The sequence below is a fragment of the Streptomyces sp. genome (assembly GCF_035563135.1).
Classification (GTDB): domain Bacteria; phylum Actinomycetota; class Actinomycetes; order Streptomycetales; family Streptomycetaceae; genus Streptomyces.
In genome coordinates, this window is the sequence record NZ_DATMVN010000306.1 from 1 (window position 1) to 23,276 (window position 23,276).

At 70.8% G+C, this 23,276-nt stretch carries 25 protein-coding genes and 2 pseudogenes; 13 read left to right on the forward strand and 14 right to left on the reverse strand.

The window, feature by feature from the left end:
* Positions 1 to 261 precede the first annotated feature (261 nt).
* The 3 genes from VN520_RS13360 to VN520_RS13370 all read left to right on the forward strand — a co-directional run bounded on the left by VN520_RS13360 (position 262) and on the right by VN520_RS13370 (position 2,095).
* Positions 262 to 894: a hypothetical protein gene (locus tag VN520_RS13360; protein WP_325747110.1), complete on the forward strand. Its 633-nt coding sequence runs from the start codon at positions 262 to 264 to the stop codon at positions 892 to 894.
* Between the two features lie 66 nt (positions 895 to 960).
* Positions 961 to 1,425 (forward strand): hypothetical protein, encoded by a 465-nt coding sequence (locus VN520_RS13365; RefSeq protein WP_325747111.1) that lies wholly within the window; start codon positions 961 to 963, stop codon positions 1,423 to 1,425.
* A 160-nt stretch (positions 1,426 to 1,585) separates the two neighbouring features.
* Positions 1,586 to 2,095, forward strand: a complete 510-nt coding sequence (locus tag VN520_RS13370; protein WP_325747112.1) for a hypothetical protein — start codon at positions 1,586 to 1,588, stop codon at positions 2,093 to 2,095.
* A 118-nt stretch (positions 2,096 to 2,213) separates the two neighbouring features.
* Here the strand turns inward: VN520_RS13370 and VN520_RS13375 are convergent, their stop codons facing one another.
* The 3 genes from VN520_RS13375 to VN520_RS13385 form a co-directional block, all read right to left on the reverse strand.
* Positions 2,214 to 3,119: a hypothetical protein gene (locus VN520_RS13375; protein WP_325747113.1), complete on the reverse strand. Its 906-nt coding sequence runs from the start codon at positions 3,117 to 3,119 to the stop codon at positions 2,214 to 2,216.
* 89 nt (positions 3,120 to 3,208) lie between these two features.
* Positions 3,209 to 4,414: an integration host factor, actinobacterial type gene (gene mihF, locus VN520_RS13380; RefSeq protein ID WP_325747114.1), complete on the reverse strand. Its 1,206-nt coding sequence runs from the start codon at positions 4,412 to 4,414 to the stop codon at positions 3,209 to 3,211.
* A gap of 97 nt (positions 4,415 to 4,511) precedes the next feature.
* On the reverse strand, positions 4,512 to 5,300 hold the full coding sequence (locus tag VN520_RS13385; protein WP_325747115.1) for a hypothetical protein: 789 nt from the start codon (positions 5,298 to 5,300) through the stop codon (positions 4,512 to 4,514).
* Between the two features lie 746 nt (positions 5,301 to 6,046).
* On the opposite strand from VN520_RS13385, the gene VN520_RS13390 reads away from it, so the two are divergent.
* Positions 6,047 to 6,586 carry a hypothetical protein gene (locus VN520_RS13390; protein ID WP_325747116.1) on the forward strand — a complete coding sequence of 180 codons (540 nt, stop codon included), beginning with the start codon at positions 6,047 to 6,049 and terminating at the stop codon, positions 6,584 to 6,586.
* 117 nt (positions 6,587 to 6,703) lie between these two features.
* On the opposite strand, the gene mihF (VN520_RS13395) is transcribed toward VN520_RS13390, so the two are convergent.
* From mihF (VN520_RS13395) to VN520_RS13410, 4 genes are all read right to left on the reverse strand, one after another.
* Positions 6,704 to 7,021 carry an integration host factor, actinobacterial type gene (gene mihF / locus VN520_RS13395; protein ID WP_325747117.1) on the reverse strand — a complete coding sequence of 106 codons (318 nt, stop codon included), beginning with the start codon at positions 7,019 to 7,021 and terminating at the stop codon, positions 6,704 to 6,706.
* Complete coding sequence (locus VN520_RS13400) at positions 7,018 to 7,197, reverse strand: hypothetical protein (RefSeq protein WP_325747118.1); 180 nt, start codon at positions 7,195 to 7,197, stop codon at positions 7,018 to 7,020. The genes mihF (VN520_RS13395) and VN520_RS13400 overlap by 4 nt, the downstream gene beginning before the upstream one ends.
* Positions 7,198 to 7,501: 304 nt before the next feature.
* Entirely contained in the window at positions 7,502 to 8,383 is an 882-nt protein-coding gene (locus VN520_RS13405; protein ID WP_325747119.1) for a hypothetical protein, read from the reverse strand.
* Positions 8,384 to 8,441: 58 nt separating this feature from the next.
* Positions 8,442 to 9,581: a VVA0879 family protein gene (locus VN520_RS13410; RefSeq protein ID WP_325747120.1), complete on the reverse strand. Its 1,140-nt coding sequence runs from the start codon at positions 9,579 to 9,581 to the stop codon at positions 8,442 to 8,444.
* Positions 9,582 to 10,091: 510 nt separating this feature from the next.
* Between VN520_RS13410 and VN520_RS13415 the strand changes: the two genes are divergently transcribed.
* Complete coding sequence (locus tag VN520_RS13415) at positions 10,092 to 10,514, forward strand: hypothetical protein (protein ID WP_325747121.1); 423 nt, start codon at positions 10,092 to 10,094, stop codon at positions 10,512 to 10,514.
* A 37-nt stretch (positions 10,515 to 10,551) separates the two neighbouring features.
* A complete protein-coding gene (locus tag VN520_RS13420) occupies positions 10,552 to 11,031 on the forward strand; it encodes a hypothetical protein (protein ID WP_325747122.1) in 480 nt (159 codons plus the stop codon).
* On the opposite strand, the gene VN520_RS13425 is transcribed toward VN520_RS13420, so the two are convergent.
* From VN520_RS13425 to VN520_RS13455, 7 genes and pseudogenes are all read right to left on the reverse strand, one after another.
* On the reverse strand, positions 10,989 to 11,513 hold the full coding sequence (locus tag VN520_RS13425) for a hypothetical protein (RefSeq protein WP_325747123.1): 525 nt from the start codon (positions 11,511 to 11,513) through the stop codon (positions 10,989 to 10,991). The genes VN520_RS13420 and VN520_RS13425 overlap by 43 nt on opposite strands.
* A gap of 52 nt (positions 11,514 to 11,565) precedes the next feature.
* On the reverse strand, positions 11,566 to 12,399 hold the full coding sequence (locus VN520_RS13430) for a hypothetical protein (protein WP_325747124.1): 834 nt from the start codon (positions 12,397 to 12,399) through the stop codon (positions 11,566 to 11,568).
* Positions 12,400 to 12,551: 152 nt separating this feature from the next.
* Complete coding sequence (locus VN520_RS13435; RefSeq protein ID WP_325747125.1) at positions 12,552 to 13,310, reverse strand: hypothetical protein; 759 nt, start codon at positions 13,308 to 13,310, stop codon at positions 12,552 to 12,554.
* 239 nt (positions 13,311 to 13,549) lie between these two features.
* Entirely contained in the window at positions 13,550 to 13,915 is a 366-nt protein-coding gene (locus VN520_RS13440) for a hypothetical protein (RefSeq protein ID WP_325747126.1), read from the reverse strand.
* Positions 13,916 to 13,945: 30 nt separating this feature from the next.
* Positions 13,946 to 14,233, reverse strand: a complete 288-nt coding sequence (locus VN520_RS13445) for a hypothetical protein (RefSeq protein ID WP_325747127.1) — start codon at positions 14,231 to 14,233, stop codon at positions 13,946 to 13,948.
* 77 nt (positions 14,234 to 14,310) lie between these two features.
* On the reverse strand, positions 14,311 to 14,598 hold the full coding sequence (locus tag VN520_RS13450) for a hypothetical protein (protein WP_325747128.1): 288 nt from the start codon (positions 14,596 to 14,598) through the stop codon (positions 14,311 to 14,313).
* A gap of 208 nt (positions 14,599 to 14,806) precedes the next feature.
* Positions 14,807 to 14,896: pseudogene (locus tag VN520_RS13455) on the reverse strand (recombinase family protein); the annotation flags it as partial.
* A gap of 140 nt (positions 14,897 to 15,036) precedes the next feature.
* Between VN520_RS13455 and VN520_RS13460 the strand changes: the two are divergent.
* From VN520_RS13460 to VN520_RS13490, 7 genes and pseudogenes are all read left to right on the forward strand, one after another.
* Positions 15,037 to 15,357, forward strand: a complete 321-nt coding sequence (locus VN520_RS13460; RefSeq protein WP_325747129.1) for a hypothetical protein — start codon at positions 15,037 to 15,039, stop codon at positions 15,355 to 15,357.
* 501 nt (positions 15,358 to 15,858) lie between these two features.
* A complete protein-coding gene (locus tag VN520_RS13465) occupies positions 15,859 to 16,209 on the forward strand; it encodes a hypothetical protein (RefSeq protein WP_325747130.1) in 351 nt (116 codons plus the stop codon).
* Positions 16,210 to 16,370: 161 nt separating this feature from the next.
* On the forward strand, positions 16,371 to 16,847 hold the full coding sequence (locus tag VN520_RS13470; RefSeq protein WP_325747131.1) for a hypothetical protein: 477 nt from the start codon (positions 16,371 to 16,373) through the stop codon (positions 16,845 to 16,847).
* A 162-nt stretch (positions 16,848 to 17,009) separates the two neighbouring features.
* On the forward strand, positions 17,010 to 17,429 hold the full coding sequence (locus VN520_RS13475) for a hypothetical protein (RefSeq protein WP_325747132.1): 420 nt from the start codon (positions 17,010 to 17,012) through the stop codon (positions 17,427 to 17,429).
* Positions 17,430 to 17,475: 46 nt separating this feature from the next.
* Positions 17,476 to 18,099, forward strand: coding sequence for a hypothetical protein (locus VN520_RS13480; RefSeq protein ID WP_325747133.1), 624 nt, complete (start codon positions 17,476 to 17,478; stop codon positions 18,097 to 18,099).
* Positions 18,100 to 18,484: 385 nt separating this feature from the next.
* Positions 18,485 to 20,233: a hypothetical protein gene (locus VN520_RS13485; RefSeq protein WP_325747134.1), complete on the forward strand. Its 1,749-nt coding sequence runs from the start codon at positions 18,485 to 18,487 to the stop codon at positions 20,231 to 20,233.
* Between the two features lie 407 nt (positions 20,234 to 20,640).
* Positions 20,641 to 23,276, forward strand: a pseudogene (locus VN520_RS13490) (hypothetical protein); the annotation flags it as partial.

A 23,276-nucleotide genomic window follows, 5' to 3' on the forward strand; every position in this document is an offset into this window, starting at 1 on the left:
GACCACGGGTACCCACCCTCGTTCTTGCACCGTGAAGGCATTCCCGTCCCGATTTCTCTGCGCGCCGGCCGCCGAGCGTCCTAGACCAGCGTCCCACCAGACCCTCCTCGATTCGTCAGCTCATCCATTCGTCCGGTCTCCGGCTTACGGACAAGAGGACGACAGGGGCGTCGTCGTCGCGGCTCCGCAGGCTGCCGAGCCACCTCAGGCACATCTCCCCGCGTGCAGAAGACCGCACGCAGGCACGGCATGATGAGACTCGTGAACGGATCCGTACCCCATCAGCTCATCGTTGCGGCAGCGCAGGCCGCCGGCCCGTGCCGACCTGGGGTGGAGGCAGCCTGGCACGGCCGGGTGCGTGAGCTCGCGCTGAACCTCTACCTGGACGGCGCTCAGCTGGCCGCCGACATCGCGCGCGTCGAGGGCGCCAAGGACCGTGTCCGCGGCGTCCTCACCCGCGTCGAGATCGAGGAGAGCAGCAACCGCGCCTTCATCTACATCAAGGCTCTTGGTCGGGGTGAGGAACGGTTCCGCACCGATCGGCTCGAGAACGACTCGGGCAAGGCGCTGTATGCCACGGCCCAGCGCCTGGTCGGCCGGCTCGTCCGCGTCTACAAGGAGATGGAGACGACGAAGGCCCAGGCAGGAGAGCGGCCCAGCAAGGTCCGAATGGCCGTGCATCTGGTCGACCTCGGACCCGCTGACGGAGCCGTCGCCGAGAAGGACGCCAAGGACATGATGGTCGAGGCCATGGCCGGGGACACTGAACGTGCCGTCGCCGCGTGGCGAGCCGCAGGCCTCCCGGACTCCGGGCCCATCGCCCAGGAGAAGCTCGAAGCGGCCCTGGCCGCCGTCACGGCCGGAGACCCAGGGAACGACGGCGCCCAGGAGTAGCCCCACCGGGATACCAGCGCCTGCGCCTGGCCGAGGGGTGTCCGGTCACGGCGGCAGGATCAACCCATGATTGACCTGGGAATCCGCATCGAATTCTTCGACGCCGCCACCGTGGACGTGGACCAGCGTCGCCTCCTCGGAGCGCTCTGCCGCCCGAACGGGTACCTCGCTCTCGCCGTCCCGGCTATCGGCAGCCGCCTCAGCGTCAGCTCGCTACGACTGACGTCCCGCGACGACTTCCGCCCCTTCGTCCTCGGCTCCACGCTGCGCGTCTGTGATGTCGTCCATCAGCCGGCGCCGCGGCGGCAGGGGCGCGTGCCGGACTGGTGGGGCGACTCGCCCCACGAGCCGACCGCCACGGTTGTGCTGAGGGCAGCCCTGCGAGGTTCCTCTCTCATGCTGCTGCCGCAGATCCAGCAGTTTGCCGCCGATGGATGGTCCCTGCAGGACCCCATCGAGGGAAGCGAGCTCGAGCGAGCGTGGCACAAGGCCCAGCAGCAGGTCGCCGAGCAGTGGCCGCTCACGGCCTGAGCGGGGGCTCCGTCCGGTGTCCGGCCGTAGTGGCCGGAAGCGACAGCGCGTGCAGGGCGTTGTGCCGCAGAGCGAGCATCACCTTGATGGAGGGCCTCACCCCAGATGCGAGTTTCGCCTAGGCTCGGCGCGTTGGCCCTTTCGGAGGAAGCTCTCGCTCATGATCACACCCATCGTCGACCCCCTCTCCGAGGAGGCGGTCTCCACCTATCTCCACGACGTAGCGAGGCTGACTGAGGGCAACTACAACACAGACGGATGGGCGTTCCCCACGCTCTACCACCTCCTGCTCAGCCACGGTCGCCGCTTCACCGTCTCCCCACCTCCGCCCGACCTGACGGCCATGGAGCCACGGCTGTGCTACAGCAACGCCGCCCGGTACGCCCGCGACCACCGCTCCGAAGGTCTGGTCTACGCCGAGGGGTTCGCCCTCCCCGGCGGCGTCGACTTCCCCCTCGCGCACGCCTGGTGCATCCGGGCTGACGGAACGGTAGTGGACCCCACCTGGGCTGATACTCCCGGCCGTGCCTACATCGGAGTGGCGTTCCGTGATCCGCAGCGGTGGCCGTATGACGGCGGCGGCATCCTCCAGGACCCGGACAGAAGCTATCCGCTCCTCAAGGACGGCCTGCCGGAGGATTCTCTGCTGCCCGCCGGGCGTCCCCTCTGACTGGCCCGGCATCCGCTTGAGCTGGTGGCGGCCCCGGACTTCGGCGGCCACCACCAGCTCCTCTGCCCCGGAGCACGTACGGACGGCGCCAGCCCAGATGCCCCCAGGGCCATTCCGCTCACATGCCCTCTACGACCGTGTCACCCAGCGCCCGCCGTGTCGGGCACGGGGACACAACACCGCAGACCGGGCAATTTCCATCCGAGATGAATGGGTGGAGAGCGCGGGCGTCATCCACTGCGGCCGCGAGCCGGTTGCGCTGATCAGTAAGCGGTACGACCACCCGTGCAAGAACCGACTCGACGATCCACTGGTGGCGGTGCTTTTCGCGCTCGTCGGCAGGCGGCCTCACCCCGTCGTACAGGGCCGCTGTGATCTCCCGGCGCATCTGCATCGCCTCGACCGGAGCGAGTGTGGGTTGCAGGACCTCTTTCAGTAGTCGGTGTGCCGTCACCGTGCACCGGCCGGAGGAGGCATCTGGGAATGCTTCTCTCAGCAGTGCCCACAAGGATCGGGAGGTCATCTGCGGCGATCGACCGGTGGCCGGAGCACCGGGATCGACGCCCCATGGCACGGCCACCTCTCCCGGCCCGGGCGCCGCAGAAGTCTGCCTCGGCCTGGGGGCCCGCCCGCGGCCCGGATACGCGTCGGAGAGATCACGCAGGCGGCGAGCCGTGGCGACTGCTTCCTCATCCAGGTGCCGCTGGTGGCGAAGCCCCAATGCCCCCAGGTCGGCCCACCGGTCCTGTGACCAAGCGCTGTTGGTCTCCGCCCGTACCCGCTGGAGCTGCTCGACCTCAGCCAGAGCCAGCGCCTGGCGCTCTGAAAGCTCGAGAGTCCAGCGCTGCCGCTCCGATGGATTGTCGGGCGCACCGAACAGGTCGAACTCCTCCTCCAGGTCCTCGATCCGGTCTGCGCACCAACGCCGCAGCGCACGGGCGATCGTGTCGCCATGCGCCAACAGCGCGGTCTCGTCAAGCAGGTCGTCGCCAGCGGCCGGTCCGGCACTCGGGTCCGTGGTCATGGGCAGTTCACTCCAGGCTGGGAATCAAGAGACCCCAGTGTGGAGCGAACGGCGCACCAGCTGCGGATTCGCCTGTCCGTGCGGAGCCGTCAGCCGCGGGCGACTGCCCGGCTAACGGTCGAGCATTCGTGGAGCAGCCGCTCACGTTGCTGGGCCCGGAGGGACTGCAGACGACGCTGCTCGTCCAAGCCGACCTCCGCCAGAATGCGCCTCCGCGCAGCGGGCCCAACGCCGGGCAGTGACTCCACCAGCCGGCCCACCCGGGTACCGCCGACCACCCTGTCCTCCCGGGCCAGTACATCGGGCAGCGACAGGTCGCCGGCTTTCAGCCGCCCCAGCATCTCCGCCCGCTCACGCCTGACCTCGGCAGCCTGCCGGAGCGCCAGCGCCCGGTCCTCGGCGGTGCGCTCCGGAGGAGGAGCAGCCGGCGCCGTACGGCGCCTCTTGGGGTTTTGGGAGACGACATCGTCTGGATCAGGGCCGCTCAGCTGCCCGAGCCGCGTCGGCCGGGCGAGCAGTCTGCTGGTCAGGTCATGCTGAGCCGCCCGAAGAGCGCGGATGGAGCACGGCAGGTACGGGTGCTTGGCCGGCTCACCGTAGCGGGGCCGGCCCGGCTTGATGGTGACCCATACCTGCGTGACGGTCCCGCCCTCCAGTTGTTCGGTCAGCCGCTTCCAGGTATCCAGCCAGCGGTTCATCGTCCGCACAGCCAACTCGTCCAGTGGGAAGACGCGCTCTCCCAGGGTGACGGTGGGTGGGTCCGCCTTCAGGTCGAGGGCCGACACCTGCAGACCAGCGAGTTCGGACAGCGGGCGGCCGGTGACGAGCCTCAGGGCCGCAAGCGCGCTGGTGCGCTCCCAGGTGCTGCGGTTCGTGCGCGGCGGTCGGTTGTCGGCAAGGAGCTCCACCACCCGGCGGCTCTCGTCGACCGGCAGGCCTTGGCTGTCGGGCCACCCCTCGGAAAGACGCTCCGGCTGGCCGAGGTGACGAGCGAAGGCGTTGAAAGTGGCGCAGCGAGCTGCCTGCGACGCCGCGGCCGCGTCCGGCTTGCCGGCCACGCGACGCTGACGGGTGTAACCCGCGGCCGCGGCGTTCAGCCACGCGACCGCGTAGCCAACGTCCGCGAGGTCGCCCGCCTGGATCCGCTCCTCGGGGAGCTCAAGGAAGTCGCTGAGCACCCGCAGGTACTCGTTCAGGAAGAAGGCGCGCTGGTCGTACGTCGCCTGCGGGCCGCGTGCCAGCTTCTTCAGCAGCGCGGTGATCTCGGTGCGGGCGGGGCGTTCGAGCCGGTCCATGACGTCACATCGTACGACCGGCGTGTCCGCCGCCTAGTGACGCACGCACGACAGCATCTACGCAGCGGACTCACCGGTGCGGCCACCGGCCGACAGCTCAGGCCGAAGCAGCCGTCGTCCAGTGGGCAGGGGGTTCAGGCTGCCTGCCGGTCAGCTCCTTGTACTCCTGATCATGCCGCTCACGCTGATCCCGCTCCCGAGCGTTGCAGGCGTCCCACTCACGCCACATCGCCTCGGTGCCCCCGGCATCGTCCCAGCGCCCGGAGTCCACCGCAGTCCGCCAGGCTTCCACCCGCTCGCGGACCTTCTGTGCATCCCGCTCGAGATCGGCATCCTCGGCTTCGTGCCGGCGCCACAGAGCAGCGAGCTCCGCTTGGTACGCCGCGTACGCACGGTCGAACTCTTCCTCGGCCTCCCACCGCGCCTCCGTCTCTCGCGCAGCCTCAAGCCGCTCGCACGCAACGGTGCACCCGACGTGTACGGTCCAGCACCTCACCAGATGGCAGCCGTGGCAACCTTCCGGCATGACGCTGTGCTCGATGATTCGGGCGCCTGGGAACCGGGCCCGCAGCAGCTCCGGAGTCAGCGGCCACCCGCCGAACAGGGAGATCTGCTGCCTGGAAGTCAGCTCCGGGCCGCCGGCATCAGGGGCGTTGACGTCGTTCCACGTCAGGTCGGCTCCCTCCGGAGTCCGCACCCGGTACGCCCAGGAGTCCCCCTGGTGCCCGGGAGTGGTGATGTCGTCCACGACATGGTGAAGATCGACGACGTACCCCTCGTAGGGCGCGTTCACCGCGCGCAGTTCACGGTAGGCGGCAGCGGGCCGCTGTCCCGTGGCAGCCACGCGGGCCTGGGTGTTCCGGCGCGCCTTACGACTCTTGACCATGGTGAACCCCTCCGGCGGACCCCACGCCCCCGCCGTCCGTTCCACGATGGAAGACGTACCGGCTGGCTACACGACAATGCAGCGCTGCGTCCGAGACGGCTTGGCCGGTCCTGCGGCGGCGTGGGCGCCCATGCAGGCCGGAGTCAGGTTGCGCTACCCCCGGAGCCCGACTCTAGCGGTCGCCCCAGCTGCCCCGAACCTGCCGACGGTCGCCTCACCCCATCGAGGGACTTGGGGTCTGAGACGTCTACCGTTCGTACTCTTCTTCGTCCCAGTCGACCCTGCGTTCAGCGTCGATCAGGTCGTTCATCTCGTCGTGGCTACGTTCCTGGCTCATACCTGGACCTCTGGTGTCGATCGGGCGGTGGTGAAGAAGGACGACGGGGCGGAGCGCCCTGCACGCTCGGTGGTTCCGGCAGGGAGAGAGGCGACGCCGGCGGGGTGCCGGAAGCCGGCCTGTGGCTGTCCGGAAGACTGGGCGTGGAGGAGCCCGGCTGTCAGGCCGGGAGGAACGTCCACCGGACCGTCGAGCACTGCGACAGCCTCCAGGAAGACCGTGAACGACCGGCCCGCCCCCGCGCGCACCGTAGGTTGCGAGCGGCAAGGAACAAGGCGGGTACGGCTCATGACGGAGCACAGCAAACTCTCTCCCTCGGATTGGCGGGCCCATGAGGCGCGGGGTTGTGTCGGCCACAATGGCAAGGCCTGCGGACACCGGCGCAGGCATCAGGTCCCCACATGCCGAGGTGACAGTGAACGGTCTGCGCTTCCGAGGTGTACGCCTCACGCCGTACACCTCCGACGGACAAGCCGTCGAGCGCGACGTCCGGACGTGGCCGTGGCTGGGAGTGGCATGCCGGGACGAGGCCGGCACCCGGCTGTGGCTGGAGACCACCGAGTCCGTCGCCGGGGCGGTGCAGCAGTTCCCTCCGCCACCGGTCGACGGCTGGCACGAGGTGGCTCTCTGGGCCGACACCCCCGACGGAGATCTGGGGCAAGCAGTGGTACGCGAGGTGGAAGGCCTCCGACTCTGGGCTGTCGGCCTTGGATACGTCGCTCTGTACGGCGGTCCGGGCAAGGAGCCGGAGCTCACCCGAGTACCCACACCCCCCGCCGGAGTAGAGCTGGGCAGCGGCGACCGCCCAGGCGCATGGTCGGCAGCAGCCCTGGGGCGGCAGATCGCGGACGAGTGCCGCTCCACGGAGGAGGCTCGCCAACGGCGGCGTACGGCGGTGGAAGCCGCCCGGCACGAGCGCCGCACAGCACGACAAAGGGCCCGGGCCTAGCCAGGCTCCGATCGCCCGGTGCCTGAGTCGACAGCCTGGAGGGACGGCCGGGACGCGAGGCCAGAGGATGAGCAGGCCCCGGTGCCCAGCGGGACGGGCACCGGGCACCACGGCGGCTCACTTCTGGGGCGGGAAGAGATCGAGGAGCTTGGCCTTCTGACGGGGCCCGAGCCCTCGGACTCGGCGGCGTTCGGATATCCCGATGTGGTCCAGGAGTTGGCCAGCACGGATCTTGCCGATGCCGGGCAGCGCTTCGAGCAGGGGGCGTACGCGGATCTTGCCTGCGACCGTGTCCGTACGGTCGAGGACCTCGTGGAGAGAGATCTGGCCTGCCTTGAGGCTGATCAGCAGTTCACTGCGCTCCTTGCGGGCGGCGATGGCCTTCTGCAGTGCCTGGGAACGGGCGTCGGCGGTGAGGCGGGGCAGGGCGGTCACGAGATGGTGCTCCTGGTCGGTGTAGGGGTGTGGCTGTCGGAAGCGGCCGCCGGCCGGGCAGACGTCAGCGGGCTGCCGAGGAGTGCTGCGGCGACGGCTTCGACGTAGGGGTTGATGACACCTTCGTCGTCGCCCTGGGCGGCATCCTCAAGCAGCTCGGTGAGGGGCTCGTACAAGGCCGGATCGACGGGTTGCCCTGGCGTAGCGAGGTAATGGCCTGCTGCAGGAGAGCGTCGCCGCGCGCCGCGGGAGCCACGTCGTTCATGATCGTCCTTCCTTACGGCCTGGCGTCGACACGAGCGTGTCAGCGGTCAACCACATGCGATGTCCGTACGACCCCCGGCGCGAGCTCGCGCCGGGGGCCCTGTGCGACTACGTGAGGCAGCCTGCCGTGCGAAGCGGACACCACGGCGCCCGCACAGTCGGACGGTCCGGCCGTCAACTGTCCGAAGTGACGACGTGGCGGCCTGCATGAGCCGCTCAGACGTCCGTGCGAAGCCGCACGAAGTGCAGCCTGCCGTGCCTGCCGACAGGCGGACGCACCTCCGCAAGAACCACCCCGACGACCAGGTGCTCCTCGGAGCCGTCGTTCCGTTGCCGGCGAGCGCCCACGTGGCCTGTGAGCTGCCGGCCGACTTCCGCAGCGCGCACAGAGTCCAGCCGCGGTGATGTCTCCGCTTCCCCGCCATTGACCAGCACTCGCAACGCCCAAGGGCGGTGCACCGGCCCGATCACCGCGATCACCCTCGCGTCGACCGGATCACCGTCGGTACGCCACTTCGCCCATGCCCGGGAGGCCCGCGTGCTGTAGGGCGAGTCAAGCCGACGGGAGACCACACCCTCCACTCGAAGGTGTGCCAGATCCCGCGCCTGCTGTACCGCCTCGGCCGCGCTGTCGAGCCCCGGCACCCATCGCACGCTGCGCCCCGCGAGGGCTTGTTCAAGCAGCGGCAGCCGCTCGCACAGCGGCCGGGAGCGAACGTCGAACGCAGGCCGGCCAGGCGAATCGGAGAAGGCCAAGATGTCGAACGCGGTGAAAACAACCCCGACCCCGTGGGAGGCCCGCCACGCCGGCGTGCGTGCGAGAGCACCGAAGTCCATCCGTCCGTCCGCGTAAGCCGCCACGATCTCACCGTCAAGGACACAGTCGGACAAGTCCACTAGCACAGTGCGCAGTTCGGGCAGCTCCCTCGTGATGTCCCGGCCGGAACGGGAATGGACCAGGACCTGGTCGCCGCGGCGGTGAACGGCTGCCCGCCACCCGTCCAGCTTCATGCCATGGGACCAACCGGGCCCCGCAGGAACGGACGACACCGCGGAGGGGCGCATGAGCGGGACGGGAACAGGCACGGGCGTGGTCATCGGGTTCACCGTGCCGTGCACAGCACGGTGAACCCGTAGCGGCGCGCGCCGGCGACCGTCAGTTCACCGGCTCGGCGCCCTGACCTGCTGCTCGGGCACAGCCTTCGACGGCAGCCTTCAGCTCGACCGCCACACCATGCCACGCGCCGGGCTCGACCACCGCGCGCTGACGGATGCGCTGCCCTGTCCACGACTCCCGACCTTCGACGACGGCCGCGATCCGCTCGGCGGCCTCGCTGGCCACCGGCGTGATCGGGCCGCCGGCGTAGAAGACCGGGCTGGGGCGCTGGGCCGGATCCATGGAGGTGAAGGACCATCCGTGTTCGGCATCCCAGGAGAACCACTGCAGGCCACCCAGCCGGTTCCGCTCGCGCAGTGTCACGTCACAGTCGGCCGACAGGTCGAACCCGTCCTCCACCCGGACCGCAGACTGCTCCGTCACGGAGATGCCGCGGGCGGTCAGCAGCTGTCCAACGAGTTCGATGTAGGCGCCGATGGCCGGCTCGAGGTCCATCGCGACGTCGAGGAGCGCCTGACCGTCCGCCCAGGTGTGCACTTCCTCCACGTCCGTCCACTCACCCAGCAGCTCCTCGACCCGCCAGATGCAGTCCTGCCGGTGACGACGGCCCAACGGCCGGTCGCATGACTCGCACACGTCCGTCTGGTCACCGTCCTCCTTCTGGTCCTCCTCTGCCTCTGCCTCCGCCTTCGCTGCCGCGTCGATGCGCGCCTGCCAGGCCGCAGCCCGCCCTTCCTGGCGCGCCTTGTTCTTCGCCACGTCCTCGTCCGAGGCCGGGAAGGCGAACACCCGGAACTCCCGCCCGTCGACGACGACGGTGTAGCCGTACAGGGGGATGTGTCCCCAAGCGGCCCAGTCACACGGGAACGTGTGGGACCCGGTGCCGGGAAGGTGCCGGCCGAGGCATTCGGTGAACGCCTGCGTCAGCTCCGTGGTCCCGGAGACCTCCGTGAACCGCGCCACAGACGTGACGTGCCCGCACCGAGGGCACAGGGCAGACCACTGGCTGATGTCGTCCGTGCCGAACCGGGCCCGCCCGGCGGCCAGCCATTCCTCCTGCGTGAGACGCGCCCGCAACGGCGGCAGCGCGACCACCTGGTCGCGGGCGGCGTTGAACCCGCCACCCGTCCGCCGCTGGAGCTGCCGGGCCTTGCGCTGCACTGTCCGGTTCCGTGCCATGCTGCGTCCTTCGAGGCCGCCCACGCCCGGCCGTCAAAGTCCACGGTCGGTCTCACAAGAGATGGTGCGTGCCGGGTCCAGGACTCACCCCGCGGACACCGCGAGGCTCCTTCGCCTCTTCGCTGGGACCGCGTGGGGTGTCGCATCAGCGGGAGACCGGCAGGCACTCTGCCGTCCCCCCGACGCTACCGGCACCGCGAGGAACGACTGCCCGGAAGCAGGCAGAGGTCCCTCGAAAGAGGAGCCGTGGTGTTGACGGCCGACGCCCTCGGGTCGGTACGGGCCAGCGGACGGCCGGTCTTCTGCGTGCCGGCGGCGGACGTTGCGCACCGCTGTCCGCCGCCGGCACGCCCATGCCCATCCAGCAACCGGCCCTGGCCGGCACCTCGGGACGCGCCCTACGGCGAGCCGCCGGCGCCTGAATTCGCGGACCGATGGCTATCCGCTCGGCCTGCGCAAGCATCCGGGACGACACCCCACAACCGCGATCCCGCCCCTTCGGAGAAGTCGATGACGCACCGCCACCCCACCGATGGAACCTGCGCCGCCTGTGACGCCACTGGGCTGCCGTACGTGAAGGCCAGCGAGCTGAAGCCCGGACTGCTCATCCAGACCGTATTCCGGCCGTGGGTCGGCCAGGAGTACCAGGTCGGTGAAGTGGCGACGGTGGAGGTGGAGCCGCTTGATGTCATGCGCGACGGAAAGCCAGTCGACGCGGTCACCTGGACGTTCGCCTGGCACCTGACCTGCCGCGACGGGGAGGTGGTAGCCCAGTTCGCCGACAGGACGAACACCTCGTACATGATCTGCGGCTACAGCGAGTACGCCCTGTTCGAGCCTGGCGCGGTCCAGCGGCCCGACTGCACGGCCCGGTTCAGCGCCGGACGTCCATCCGCCCCCATCTACCCCGGGCCGCCTCCCGCCTCCGCGTGAAGCGCCCATCCCGCCCCATCTACGAACGGAGAGGACCGTGGGCAGCCTCTGGCGCCGTATGGACGCCACCGCCATGACCGGCACACTCATCCGCTGGCCGACGCACCTCGACAGCTACGGCGGCTGCGGCACCAGCGTGTACGCGCTATGGCCCAGGCGCACCGAGGAGCCCATGATCGTGTGCGCCGCAGGTCTGGACGTCCATGCTGTGCTCACCGAGGAACCGGTGGGCCCGGCCCCGGCATGGCACCAGGCGTTCCCCGACCTGGACGACGACGACACCGACGTCTCCTCGCGGTCCGACTGCCTGATCGGACATCTGCTGCTTGGGACCACCGGGGCGACCTGGGCCCTTCGGGACCCCGCCGCGGACCCCAAGGCTCCGATGCACGAGGCGTTCTCGGGCTTCTGGCACGCGACCGAGGAGGACCTGAGCGGGGCAGGCCGTCAGGTGATCGATGCGCTCAGCGCCTCCTACGGACGACGGCCCGTGCTGCTCACCGTGCAGGACACCTGATCCTCCAGCCGCGCGGGCGTGCTGTGCGCCCGCGCCCGGCACGCCCGGTAGTGCGCCAGCGCCTCAGCCAGGGGTCCGTCCACGAACCCCTCGGCCTCCTCGACGGCCTCCAGCGGAAGGGGGTCGTCGGCGGCATATCCCAGGGCGGGGATTCCCCGAAGGTGCAGGCTGAGTGCCTCCAGCCGGCCGAGGATCATCGCCTGGCGGGCCTGCTCCCTGTTGAGACAGCGCCACCACATGTACCGGCCCAAGGCGCTGTCCGGTCGGGAAGGCAACAACGCCCGGACACCGGCAGCGCGCACGGCCAGCACCTCGCCTACCGGCTTGGCGAGCTGGACCGCCAGCCAGGACACCGAATCGGACCTCGCAACCTCTGCCGTGACCATGGGGCCCACCATCGCAGCCGTCACTGACATCGAAGGAGGCAGCGCCTCGGTGTCACCCGCGGAGACGCTCCAGGCCACAGCCGGCTCGATGGCCACGTGGCATCAGTGGGGCCCCCGTGGCGCTGCGCGCATGCAGCCCGCTGCGTTGTTAGTCCAGCAGGTTGAACTCGAGGTCGACGATGACCCGCGCGATGTGCTCCGGGTGTTCGTCGAGGAAGATCCGCAGGTCATCCCAGAACGGCCATCCGTCGAACGAGTCGTGGGCGTAGAGCTTCAGAGCGCCGCGGGGTTCGTCCTCGTCGGGTTCGCGTTCCAGGTAGGCGTACCCGAGGCGGTCCAGTTCCTCCATCGTGCTGCTGATCTCGCTCTGTGACCGGCGGGTACGCCGGGCCACCTCGGCGATGCCGAGTACGGCGACGGCCTGGACGAGGAAGGAGAGGAGGCTGCGGGCCGGCAGGGTCAGCTCGGCGAGCTTGTCCGCGATGGCGTTGACCATCGCGACGTCGTCGTGCTTCTCGTCGGGCGTGAGCTTGTCGACCCCGATGGCGGCGTGAAGTGCGTCGAGGGTGGTGGCGTAGCTGACGGTCGCGGCCCTCGTGTGATCGGTGAACTGGGCCTCGATGTACGCTGCCGCCGCGCGGAACCGGTCCTCGTGCTTCCTCTTCATCCTGCGCAGCATGGGGGCGGGGTACTTGCTGCGGCTGTTCACGTGGTCGATCCGGGTGTGGTGCTTGGGGCACAGGAGCATCAGGTTGTCGGCGGCCCGGAGGGCCTGCCGGTCCAGTGCGGGATCGTGCCGGGGGCTGCTCGGCTCGACACCGTGGATGTGGGCCACTTCGCCGATGAATGCGCCGTCTTCGCAGATGAGCCGCTCGGTACACGGGTCGAAGGCGCATTCGTTGCCGCTGAGGATCCAGAGCTCCCGGGCGACCTGGCCCAGCGGCGCCATGCGGTTCGTCGGCTTCTTGGGTGATGGGGGCACGGTGGGAGTCTTGCGCACCGCGGCACCCCTGTGTGAGCGGACGCCGGATCTGTGCCGACCGCCCCAGTGGAGCGTCCGTCGCTGCTGCGGGGAGGCTTCACCGGGGCGGTCGGGCTCGTCCTGATTAGCGTGGGGTGCCTGGATGGGTGGGATCAGTTCCGTTCTTCGGCTGCCAGTTCGTCGGCGAGGAGGCCGAGCTGCCACGCCTGCTCCTGCAGGTTGTCGATGATCTTGCCGAGTTTGCGTTCCCGCTTGGTGCCGGCAGCGCTCTGCTGGGGGTCGGTGTTCGTCTTGGCGAGGAAGCTGGTCAGGTGCCGGAGGGCCTCGGTGCCGAGCTTGAGGTGGCTGAGTGGGGCGAGGTCCTTCTCGGCGACGGGGCCGGTGCGGGTGGGGTAGTCGTCGGGCCGTACTTCGAGCACCCGGCTCTCGTTGAGGCGCAGCAGGGCGGCGAGGGCGCGGGCGATGTGGGTGCTTTGCGGCGGGACGGCGGCCGCGCCTGCGCCGGCGTGGGCGGGCGGGGTGTCGCCGGGGTAGCCGAGGACGCCGGGGCCGAGGAGGTCCAGGATCTGTTCGGTGCACCGGCGGGTGCAGGTGCGGTCGTGGTCGTCGAGGGCGAGCTGTTCGAAGACGTCCTCTCCGTTGATGGCGGGACCGGACCAGGCGGGGAAGTGGCGTATGACGGTCGTGTGCGGGCCGAAGCTGGCGAGGGCCGCGCGGAACAGGTACTCGGTGTTGGTGAGGAGTCGCGTGCCGAGGTCGGTGGCGATGACGAGGGGGCCGGGGTGGTCGCGGGTGGGCCAGACGCGCAGGCGTACGTGACGGCGGCCGCCGGCGGACACGGGGAAGGGCCAGGCGTGGTCGTCGCGCACCGGGGTGGTGCGTGCGGGGGTGGGCAGGTGGGGCTCGGTCATCGGGTTCCTCTCTGTGTGGGCCGCCGACGGTAGGCGCGGTTGCGGACAGAGGCCCGTCGTAAGGGGGCGGCGCCCGGGCTGTCGGGCGACACGAGAGTGTCAGTGGTCGGCGACATGCGGTGTCAGTACGTACGGACGCCCCCGGCGCGGGATTGCGCCGGGGGCGGTGTGTGACTACGTGAGGCAGTCTGCCGTGCGAAGCGGACACCGCGGTGCCCGCGTGCTGGACGGTCCGGCCGTCAGCTGCCCGAGGCGGCCGGCTGCTCCGGGTGGGTCGTTACCCAGCAGCGCACCAGGCGCATACGCGGGCGCATCCACGGCCATCGCTGCTGCTTACGCAGCTGCCGGAGTGCGGTCTCGCGTTCGTGGTCGGGCAGGTCCTCCAGGCTCGGGATGTCGCGGGAGACGCTGTCGAAGAGGCTGTCCTCTCCCCAGTTCACGCGGTGCTGGCGTTCCCGCCAGGCGCGGCCCTCCAGGTCCATGGCCGCCCGCCCGAGCACGTGATCAGGCACCTCGTGCCCGCTGACCTCATGCTTCGAAGCCCACTGGTAGGAGACGAGGACGTCGTCCCGGGTGTAGTCGGGCCCTGCGACGCTCAGGCTCATGTGCGCGTTCCTCTCGCGGTTGAGGGGCATTCAGTCGTCGCGGCCGTCGAGGATCTCGTGGGCGTTGTGCCTCAGAACCTCGGCGAGGTCGCGAAGGCCGGCCAGTCCGGCGTACTCGTCGCGGGCTCCGGCGTCGGGCACGTCGGCCTTGGTCTTCTCCCACAGGCCGTCGACGAAGTCGTACAGCTCGTCGCGGGCGGCGGCCTGTTCCCGCAGGTGTGCGGTACTCAGGGCCTCCAGTCCGGCCTTGTCGTGGGTGCTGATGTCGTCGCCCAGTTCCTGGGCGGCTTCCTGCAAGGACTCGAACTCGACTGCCATGGTGGTGGTTCCTCCCCTTGGTGAAGCGGACGTGGTGCGGCTCATCCTGCCCGCCGGGTCGGACAGGCCGGGTGAGGTCAGAAGTGGGCGGCGGTGTTGTCGACGGTCATCTCCAGGACCCAGGTTCGTGCGTCTCCGGGCCCGTCGATGTCCTCCTCGTGCAGGTTCAGGCCGCGGATCTGCGCCATCGGGTGGTCCTTCATCCAGTCGCCGGCGGCGTGGAGGATGTCGGACTCCTCGGTGCCGGTGAAGGCGACGACCTCGATGTGCTTGCTGGTGCTGTGCGTTTCCACCGGTCCGTGGTGGAAGCCGCGGTCCCGGTCGCTGGGTATCCGTGCGACCTGCTGTCCGTCGTGGTTGCTCATGATGATCAGTCTCCCTGGGGAGTGCTGGGGATGTCGTTGGTGGCCACGGCCTCGTCGTACGCGGCCAGGGTCCGGTAGAGGGTGGAGCGGCCGACGCCGAGGTGCCGGGCGATGGAGGTGACCGGCTCGTTGGCGTCGGCCGCCGCAGGGCGACGGCGAGCATGTCGCCGTCGACGGCCGGCGGGCGTCCGCCGTGGTTGCCGTTCGCGGCCGCCGTGTCCAGGCCGATCAGGGTCCGCTCGTGGATGAACTCCCGCTCGACCTCCGCCATCGCGGCGAACACCGCGAAGACGACCTTGCCCGCGCCCTGCGGGTCGTAGACGGATCAGCAACGACGCCGCCTTCGGCCCCCGCCCCGGCCGCCAAGGACCCCGACGCCACAAGTACGGCACGGCCCCGAGGAACCACGTCCTCAAGCGGCGCCTGCTCGCCGCCGGCATGACCGCCTGGCAGCTCGCCGACCTCCTCGGCGTCCACGAGCACCAGATCGACCTCGACGAACTCCCCGACCTGCCCGTCCGCGTCCTGCTCGCACTCGCCCGCCGCCTCGACCTGAACCCCGCCGACCTCATGGCGGGGGCGGACGACCTCTTCGAGCGGCCCCGCCAGCGCGAAGTCCTCGACCGGCGCCCGCCCGGCGCAGCCTGCGACACCCTCACCTGGAACAGCTTCCGCCTGGCCGCCGCGCTCGACCACGCCCGCACCCACCCCGACGCCGGCGGGGCACTCGCCCTCCGCTACGTCCCGCCGGACGGCTAGACGTCGTCCGACACGGGCGGCCCGGAGGGGTGGTGTCCGCTCCCCCGCTTACGGTGCGGTCGTGCTTCAGCAAAGCGTCTCCCCCGTGTCCACGACCAGCCAACAAACCCATAACGGCAAGAAGCGCTCCGCGCCGCTTTTTAGCCCGCCTGCCCCACCCGCGCCGTGCCCGCCGGGCCGTGACGACTCGTCACGGGTCGTCACGTGTCGTTCCGTATCGTCACGTCCGGGCCCCCAAGAGGGCCGGGAGCGGGACAGCCACCCGTAGAGGAGGACACCAAGCTTCTTGCCGTTATGGATTCGTGGGCTGGTCGCAGGCACGGGCGCTGTCCTCTCTCCTCAGGGTGCCCGCACCGTACGGACAGGACCGGACAGCACGAGGAGGGCAAGCCGCGCGGCCGCTGGCACCCGGGATTCGCCATACGTCGCCACCACCGGCGGCGCCCCCGTTCACTGGCGCCATCCCGGCAGCGCCTGCCCTACGCCAAGGAGCCCGACCCGATGCCCAGCAACGGCACCCCCCTGAACCCCCTCGCGCTCATCGCCGCCCTCGAAGACGAATGCGTGGCCATCGACGGCGAAGGCCGCTACCTCCCCTTCGAGGACCTCATCAACTACGTCCGCTCCCACCTGAGCGACGAGGAACTGGCCCAGCTCGCCAAGAAGCCCACCGACCCCCACCTCAAGGAGGGCGACGTCATCCTCCACGACGGCCACCCCGCCACCGTCCGCAACATCAACTTCCACGCCCCCCACAAGCACCCCCGCTCCGGGCTCCCCCGCCACCGGCCCGCCACCGAGATCATCACCGGCCGCGGCAGCCTCTACTTCGCCCTCGTCCCTGACGCCTGAACCCACCCACGACGAGCCAAGCAGGCCGCCAGCCGCGCGCCGAGAACAGCGGCCCCCGGGCGGGCGCGGTCTTCGCTGGGCACCGCGCCCGCCCCACGCAAGAGCGGCCACCCCCGCGCCCCTCGCCCACGACCCCGACAGCAGCAGAGGACGGCCGCCCCATGAGCGCACAGGAAAGCCGAACCCGGTACGTCTGGTCCGACTGCCCCTCCATGGCATGGGGCCTGGTCCTCCTGGCCGAATCCTCCGACAGCGACATCACCCGAATGTTCGGCCCCCACGCCCACAGCAGACGCGAAGACGCCGAAGCCGCCGGGCCCGGCCCCTGGCCCGGGCCCACGCTCTACCGGATCATGCGCACCAGTGCGCCGGCGGACGCCAGCACCCCCGCACCCGGCGAGACCGACTACGCCTTCGTCTCCAGCACCCACTCCTGGAACAGCAGGTGGAGCAGCATCGACTTCGACGCGCACCGCAGCGGGGGCCACAACCGGCTGTCGGCGTTTCCCGATGCGGCCGAGGCCATCCAGCGCGCCCGGTGGGCGACGGAAGAGGACCGCAGCAGGTACGAGGGCATCGTGTTCCAGGCGTACCTGCTGACGTGGTCGGTGCAGGCCGTCGAGCAGTCACAGCCGTGAGCGGGCTCTGAGTCGACGAGCCGCAGGAGCGAGGCGCTCCCGTCCGGCCCATCCAGGCTGCCCGATCGGCCTTCGTCACGATCACCCATCCCGCTGCGCGTCCAGGCCGAGAGCCCTGGACCAGCCGCTCCCGAGCGCGACCTCACAGAAGAGAGACATCCGATGCCCCAGCCGACAACGAACGATCTGATCGTCGCCTCCGTTCTGGAGGAGACGCGAGTGGCCCGCAAGGCCCACCACCAGGCCATCACCCTCCTGGTCAACACCGCTGAAGCCGAAGACCCCGTTCCCGGCATGCAGATGGAGACCTTCGTGCGGGTGCAGGCTCTGCACCAGTTGTGGGCCCGCGCCCGCTCCTGGGCCGGCATCACTGCCCTGTCCGAAGCGGACCAGCGCCTGAATGTGCCGCGCTCCCCCGAACCCGCCCTGCGGCAGCTGCTCAACACCAAGGCGCCGTTCGTCCTGGGCCAGGACGCGTCAGAGATGGCCCGGCTCGTACACGAGCACCGCATGGCCATGTACCACCGATGGCACCGCGACCTGGTGGCCATCCTCGAACGCCATACCGGGAACGGCTGGTGACCGGCTTTCCGCCGGCCCCTCCCCACCCTTCGCCTCCGGAGCGCCCGTGGAACAGCCCCACACCGCCACTCCCACCGAACCGGCCGCACCGCCACGGCCGGGAACCGCCGCGGCCGCGAGCACCGAGGGCACGGCGGCCGTTGTGGTCCGCACCCCCGCCGGTGTGCTGCACCTCCTGGCCTCCGGCGTCACGCCTCCCCCATTGCCGGTGTTCACCGTCCCTCTGTTGTGCTGCACCGACCCGGAACAGGCTCCCGCAGTCCGCGCGTACGACGGCCCCTGGAACGGACCGAAGACATGCCGGGTGTGCTTGCGTGTGTGGCGGGGCGACCCGGCCCCGCAGCAGGCTGTCCTCGAAGAGCTGCCCGGTGCTGAGCCGATCGAGCCCGTCGAACGACGGGTCCCTGCGCTGCCACGCGAGCACCGGGGTCGGCCACTCGTCTGGTGCGACTGGCAGCCACAGCTCGTCCTGTCGCACTACTCGACGGCGTGCGAGAAGTGTGAGGATCCGGGGCCCGGACTGATGGCATCCGGGCGCGGCAGTGAACCCCCGGGCCGCTACGTGGCGTTCCGGTGTCCGGCCTGCCAGCACATGACGGTGTACGAGCACCGCGGGTCCTGGGACCTGGACCTGATCTACGAGAGCCGAGTGCCAGGTCGCCGTCGCTGACGTTGCCGCACCCCCACCGGCGAGTACCCGCCGCAGGACCGACAGGTCGGCCGGCTGGGGCCCCGGCCCAGTCGGTGCGCGGGATTCGCGAGATCGCGACGGTGACGGTGCTCTGCCTCTTCAGTGGCCGAGCCGCGCAGCCGCCGGCAGTCCTCTTCCAGGAAGGCACCCCATGAACGCCGACTCGCGTACCGCAGCCCCTCACCCGCATTCCTCTCCGGCCGCCGCCGGCTCCGGCGGTCACGACGGTGCCGGCGGCCCGGCCGGGGATGAAACTGCAGCCGAGTCGTGCCCGACGTGCCAGCGCAGGGAGGTCCGCTCTGGGCGCTGTGGCGGCTGTGCCGCTGCCCTTGGGGCCGACGCGGCGGCCGCCGCGCTGGAGGGCATGCCCAAGAGCGCGGGCGCCCTGGTGCGTGAAGCCGAACAGCTGGGCTGGGACGTGCGCGTGGAGCGCCGCTGGACCGGCCGCCTGTGGGTGCGCGCCGCGGTGCTCTCCGGGCTCGTGATGGTGCGCGCCGGGGTGGAGGAGACCGAGCACGTGTGCGCGTGGAATGAGGCGGCGGGCAAGTTCGTGGCGTCCGCTTCGACCGGCGGGTTCAAGGCCGTGCGCGAGGCTGTCAAGGCTGTACGCGTCGTCTCGCGTGAGCAGGAGGCCACGGGCCGGACGGTGTGGGGGCGCGACGCCGCGGAGTGGGTCCGGCAGATGGCCGACGCCGTGGCGAAGGTGAGTGCTGCCCTGAGTGATGCTCGGGACGCGTTCAACGCTCTCGACGGCTCCACGCCCTCGGGCGCGCGGGCGGTAGAGCTGGGCTCTGCCGCCTACGCGGAGGCCAAGATAGCGGAGCGGTCGGCCACCGACGCTGTGAAGGCGGCGCGGGCATGGCTGGCCGAGACGAACGGCGAGGACGCGCGGGGGTGTGCGTCGTGGCGTCGTGCGATCGTGCTGGCCGGGCAGCACGTCAAGGAAGCCGGGGATGCGATCGCGGACGCTGCAGCGCGCGCGGAGCGGGAGGCGCTCGCCGCTCCGATCATTGAGGAGGCACAGGAGCGACTGGTCGCCCAGGAAGCCCAGTGGCGCAAGCAGCTGGCCGACGCAGGCCGCGAACCGTCGGCGCGCGGGTACGCCGGGTTGATCGTGATGTTCGAGGACTCCTCGCGCGCCTGGTGTGCGTGGTTCGATGGCCACACCGACTACGACGGTGTCGCGCACACCGGGCACGGCGATCCCTCGCTGTCGTTCGTGGCGCAGTATGACGCCTGGGTAAAGTCCAAGCGCTCCAGCCGGTCGGTGTATTACCCCTCGAGGTACACCTCCGCCGCGTTGATCGCCGGCGACCGGGTCGACGCCGCTGCTGTGGCTTTCACGCTGGCCGTGGCTGACCGTATCGAGGGACGCGGCGCTGAGAACCTGCGAAAGGCGGCGGCCGCCGTCCGCAAGAACCCCCGGGGATTCGGTACTGGAAACGACCGCAAGCACCTGGCCAACTGGGCCAAGTACCCGCACAACAGCTACGGGGAGCCGACCCGGCTCGCCGAGCACGCGAGCGCCGAGTGGGCGGCGCTCGAGACCGCCCAGGCCGCGTACAACGGCGTTCGGGACTTCGAGAACGCCCTGCACTGGGACGCGCACTACGCCGGCGAGCGGGCGGAGGCGCGTGCGAAAGCCGACCGTGCCGGGCTGGCCGGACGTGACCAGGCCCGGGCCGAGCGGGCGGCGTCCGGCCGAACGGCGGCCGCGTGGGAAGCGGCGGTGGAGCGGCTGACGCAGGCCCGCATGCGTGTGCACGCGGCGGGGGTGCTCGCCGCCGGTGACGTGGAGCGGGCACAGGCGTGCCGGGACCGGGTCCGGGAGGGGGACGCGCTCGCTGAGGACGTGTGGTCGGCCGTGCGGTCCTGTGAAGGGGCGTACGACGACGTGAACCGTGCGAAGCGGGACGCCGGCCACTACGAGGAGTCGGCCGAGACCTACCGCGCAGCGGGTGCCCTGTCTGACTTCGTGGCCGAGTGCGCGCGCATGGAGGAAGCCGCCGTCCGTGCCGAGTCCGGGCGTGAAGAGACGCTGGCTTTGTACGGGTGTGCCTTCGCGGATGCCGCGAAGGCAGAGGAGGACCGGCGCGAGGACGTGCTCCGGTAGGGGTCACGTCGGGGTGCGGCGCGCTGCCCCGGGTGAGCGTGACGGTCTCGAACTCCTCGTGTTGACCGTCGCGCGCCCGGCAGGGGTCCTTGCCCCCTGCCGGGCGCGTGGACGCCTCAGGGCGTGGGGCAGACCTCCTCCTCACGATGCATGAGCCCCGCTGTCCAGCCGGACCGCAGTCATGCGCGGTGACCAACCACCAACCGGTCTGGGGCGCTTCCCTCGCCCCATGTCGGCCGCTGTCCGTCGTCGAGGGCGCCCTCATCACCTGCCAGCACGCGGTTGAGAACCTGCTGTGCGCGCGCCGATACCGGAATTCGCGAGAAGGCGACGTCGCTGGCGCACGCCGCTTCAGTGGCCCCGGCCGCGCATCCGCGTGGCCTCTCCCGGCCCACGAAGGAATACCCGTGAACACCGTCCCCAGCTCCGTCGACAGCCAGCACAAGTCCGTCGTCAGCGGCGATGCCGGACGACCCGAGGCTGCAGCCAGGGACATCGCCGCCAGCCAGCTCGCGGCCGCGCTGCAGGAAGGCGAGTCGATCGCGGCCGTGTCGTTCCTGGACGGACCGAAGCCTGCCGCCGGTTGGGTGCTGACGACAGCGGCCGGGCACTCCTTCCGGATCCGGCCCGTCGCCTACTGCCGTCCGGAGGAGGGCCAGTGGGAAGCCGGACACGACGCTGACGGGTCGTACTGGTGGGCCGCCAACATCGAGGACCGTCCCCTTGCCAAGGTGCTCGCCCGGATCCGTACCGACTCCGCCACCCGCGCTCGGTTCACCGCCCTGTGGGCGAAGTACGGGCAGCACACGGCGCAGGCTCCGGCGTTCGGGTGCGTTCCGGACCGGGTGGAGCTTGAGCCCGGTGTGTTCCTGATCCGCCGCTTCGGCGCCGTGGGCCTGGTCGCCGAGTGCCGTTGGGGGTTCGAGCACCTGACCGCCGCCGACGGCCGCGAAGGCTGCACGGGTGAGGACTGGGCGCGTAAGGGGACTGACCACCGGCGCTACGTGGCCGAGTGGAAGGTGTGGAACTCCGCCCTGGAGAGGGTGGCGAACTCCCGTCTCCGCGTCGTCTCCGTATGTGCCGACGACGACAAGGAAGCCGACGTCGACGCGTACTGTGCGATGTCCGCGCCGTACGTCGGCAAGTGCAGCGCGAAGCGCTCCGGGATCCGCTACTGGATGGCGGTCGTCGACGACCAGGACTGCGAGCTCGGCCGGTTCGTCGCCTGCGCCCGCTGCCTCTCCCGCCGGATCCTGGACGACGCCCACGGCGGCAGCCGGTCCGCCGGGCGGGATGTGGTCGACCTCGCCCGCGACCTGGCCAAGGGCGATCCCAAGACGTGTGCTCTGCACTGGCAGCAGTGGGGTGATCGTGCGGCGGAGCTGTGCGGGCAGATGCTCACTCGGGCTCTGGAGAACGGCGAGCGGGCGCCGTGGCCGTCCAAGGCGTTGGCCGATGCGCTCATAGCTCAGGGCGCGGCTGACGGTGACGAGCGCGCGAAGCGGGAAGCCCGCGCGGCTGTGCGCGAGCAGGGCGGCGGCAAGAAGGCGCAGGACGAGGCCGCCGCGCTGGCCGCTGAGTCGCGCGCCGACCGGGCCGCTCTGGTTGCCGCGGTCCGGGCGAGCCGGAACGCCTTCTCCGCCCGGCTCAACGCCGCGTCCACTACCAAGGATGAGGAGCACTCCGACGAGGCTGACTCCCGCCAGACCGCCGAGGAGGACCTCGGGAGCACGTCCCCCCACACAGCGGCGGCTTCCACGACGGACTTCTCGACGGCTGACGCCGCGTGCGGTCCGAACGGCACCAACGCCCCGGAGCGGGCCAACGACGCCAGCCGAACGGCTGGCACCACGCTCATCGCACCCGCTGACTCAGAGGTGGAGAACAGCGGCGCGGACCAGTGGCTCGATGAGAGCAACGCCCGAACCGAACTGCCGCATATGGGCTGGTGCACAGGGCTGGCCGACGTCCTGGCCGCCGCGTACGCGGGAGACCTGCACGCGGACACGTCCGGGATCGTCCGCCGCCGTGAGGGTCAGGGACGCCGGGTACGGGCCGCCCTGGTCGAGCTGCTGGCGTCCGGCGGCTACATCGCGGTCCCCCGCGCCGGCCGCCGCGGCCCCGTCACGGTCACCCCCGACGGCGTTATCGCGCACCGTTGGTGCACCGCCGCCCCCGACCTGCTGCACGCAGACCATCGGGCCGCCTACTGGGCGCGGGTGCGTATTCACCACACCGGCCGGACCAGCAAGCAGTCGGCCAGGGACCAGGCCCGGCGCCTTACTCCCCTGCCGTACGGACAGGAGGAGGAGCGCCGCCGCGCCGCGCAGATGCGGCAGGTCGAGCAGTGGGCCAAGGAGATGGAGGCCACGCGGGAGCGGCTTGCGGCGGAGCAGGCGGAGCGGGATGCGCAGGCCAGGCAGGAGCAGGCGGCCGCATGGGCGCGGAGCGAGCGGGAGGCCGAGGAGCGGCAGGCGGCGAAGGATGACCGCCGCGATGACGGTCTCGTCATGTCGCAGCACGGCCCGCAGGAGATGGTCATGGGCACGGGTAGGCGGCGCGTCACGGTGACGCGGGTCAGCCCGAGTATCTGGGAAGCGGTGGTCCGCGGAGCGGTCTACGTGGTGTCGAAGGAGGGCGGCGAGGACTGGCCCTGGTTGGTCATCGCGCCGGACGGCACGCGCATCGGCGTCTGCTCGGTGATCAACGACGCGCCGTACGCGGCCAGCGTCCGGGACATCGTCCGTACCCACGCCGAGGCCATGGAGCGCGGCGAGACGATTCCCGAGTGGGCGCCGCCCGGTGCCGCCGTCGCTACGCCCAAGGAGACCGGCCAGGGCCGGGCGGCCGCGGGTGACGACCTGCCCAAGGTCGGGGAGGCGTACTGCACCCCTGCCCCCGCGCGGGCGGTCGCTCTCGACCTGATCGGCTCCCAGTGGGTGGCCGAGTGCGACCGGCATGGCCCCGCCTCCATGGGGCTGAACAAGTTCGGTGACGCGGTCGCCGACATCGCCGCTGCCTACGTCTACGCCACCGAGCAGGA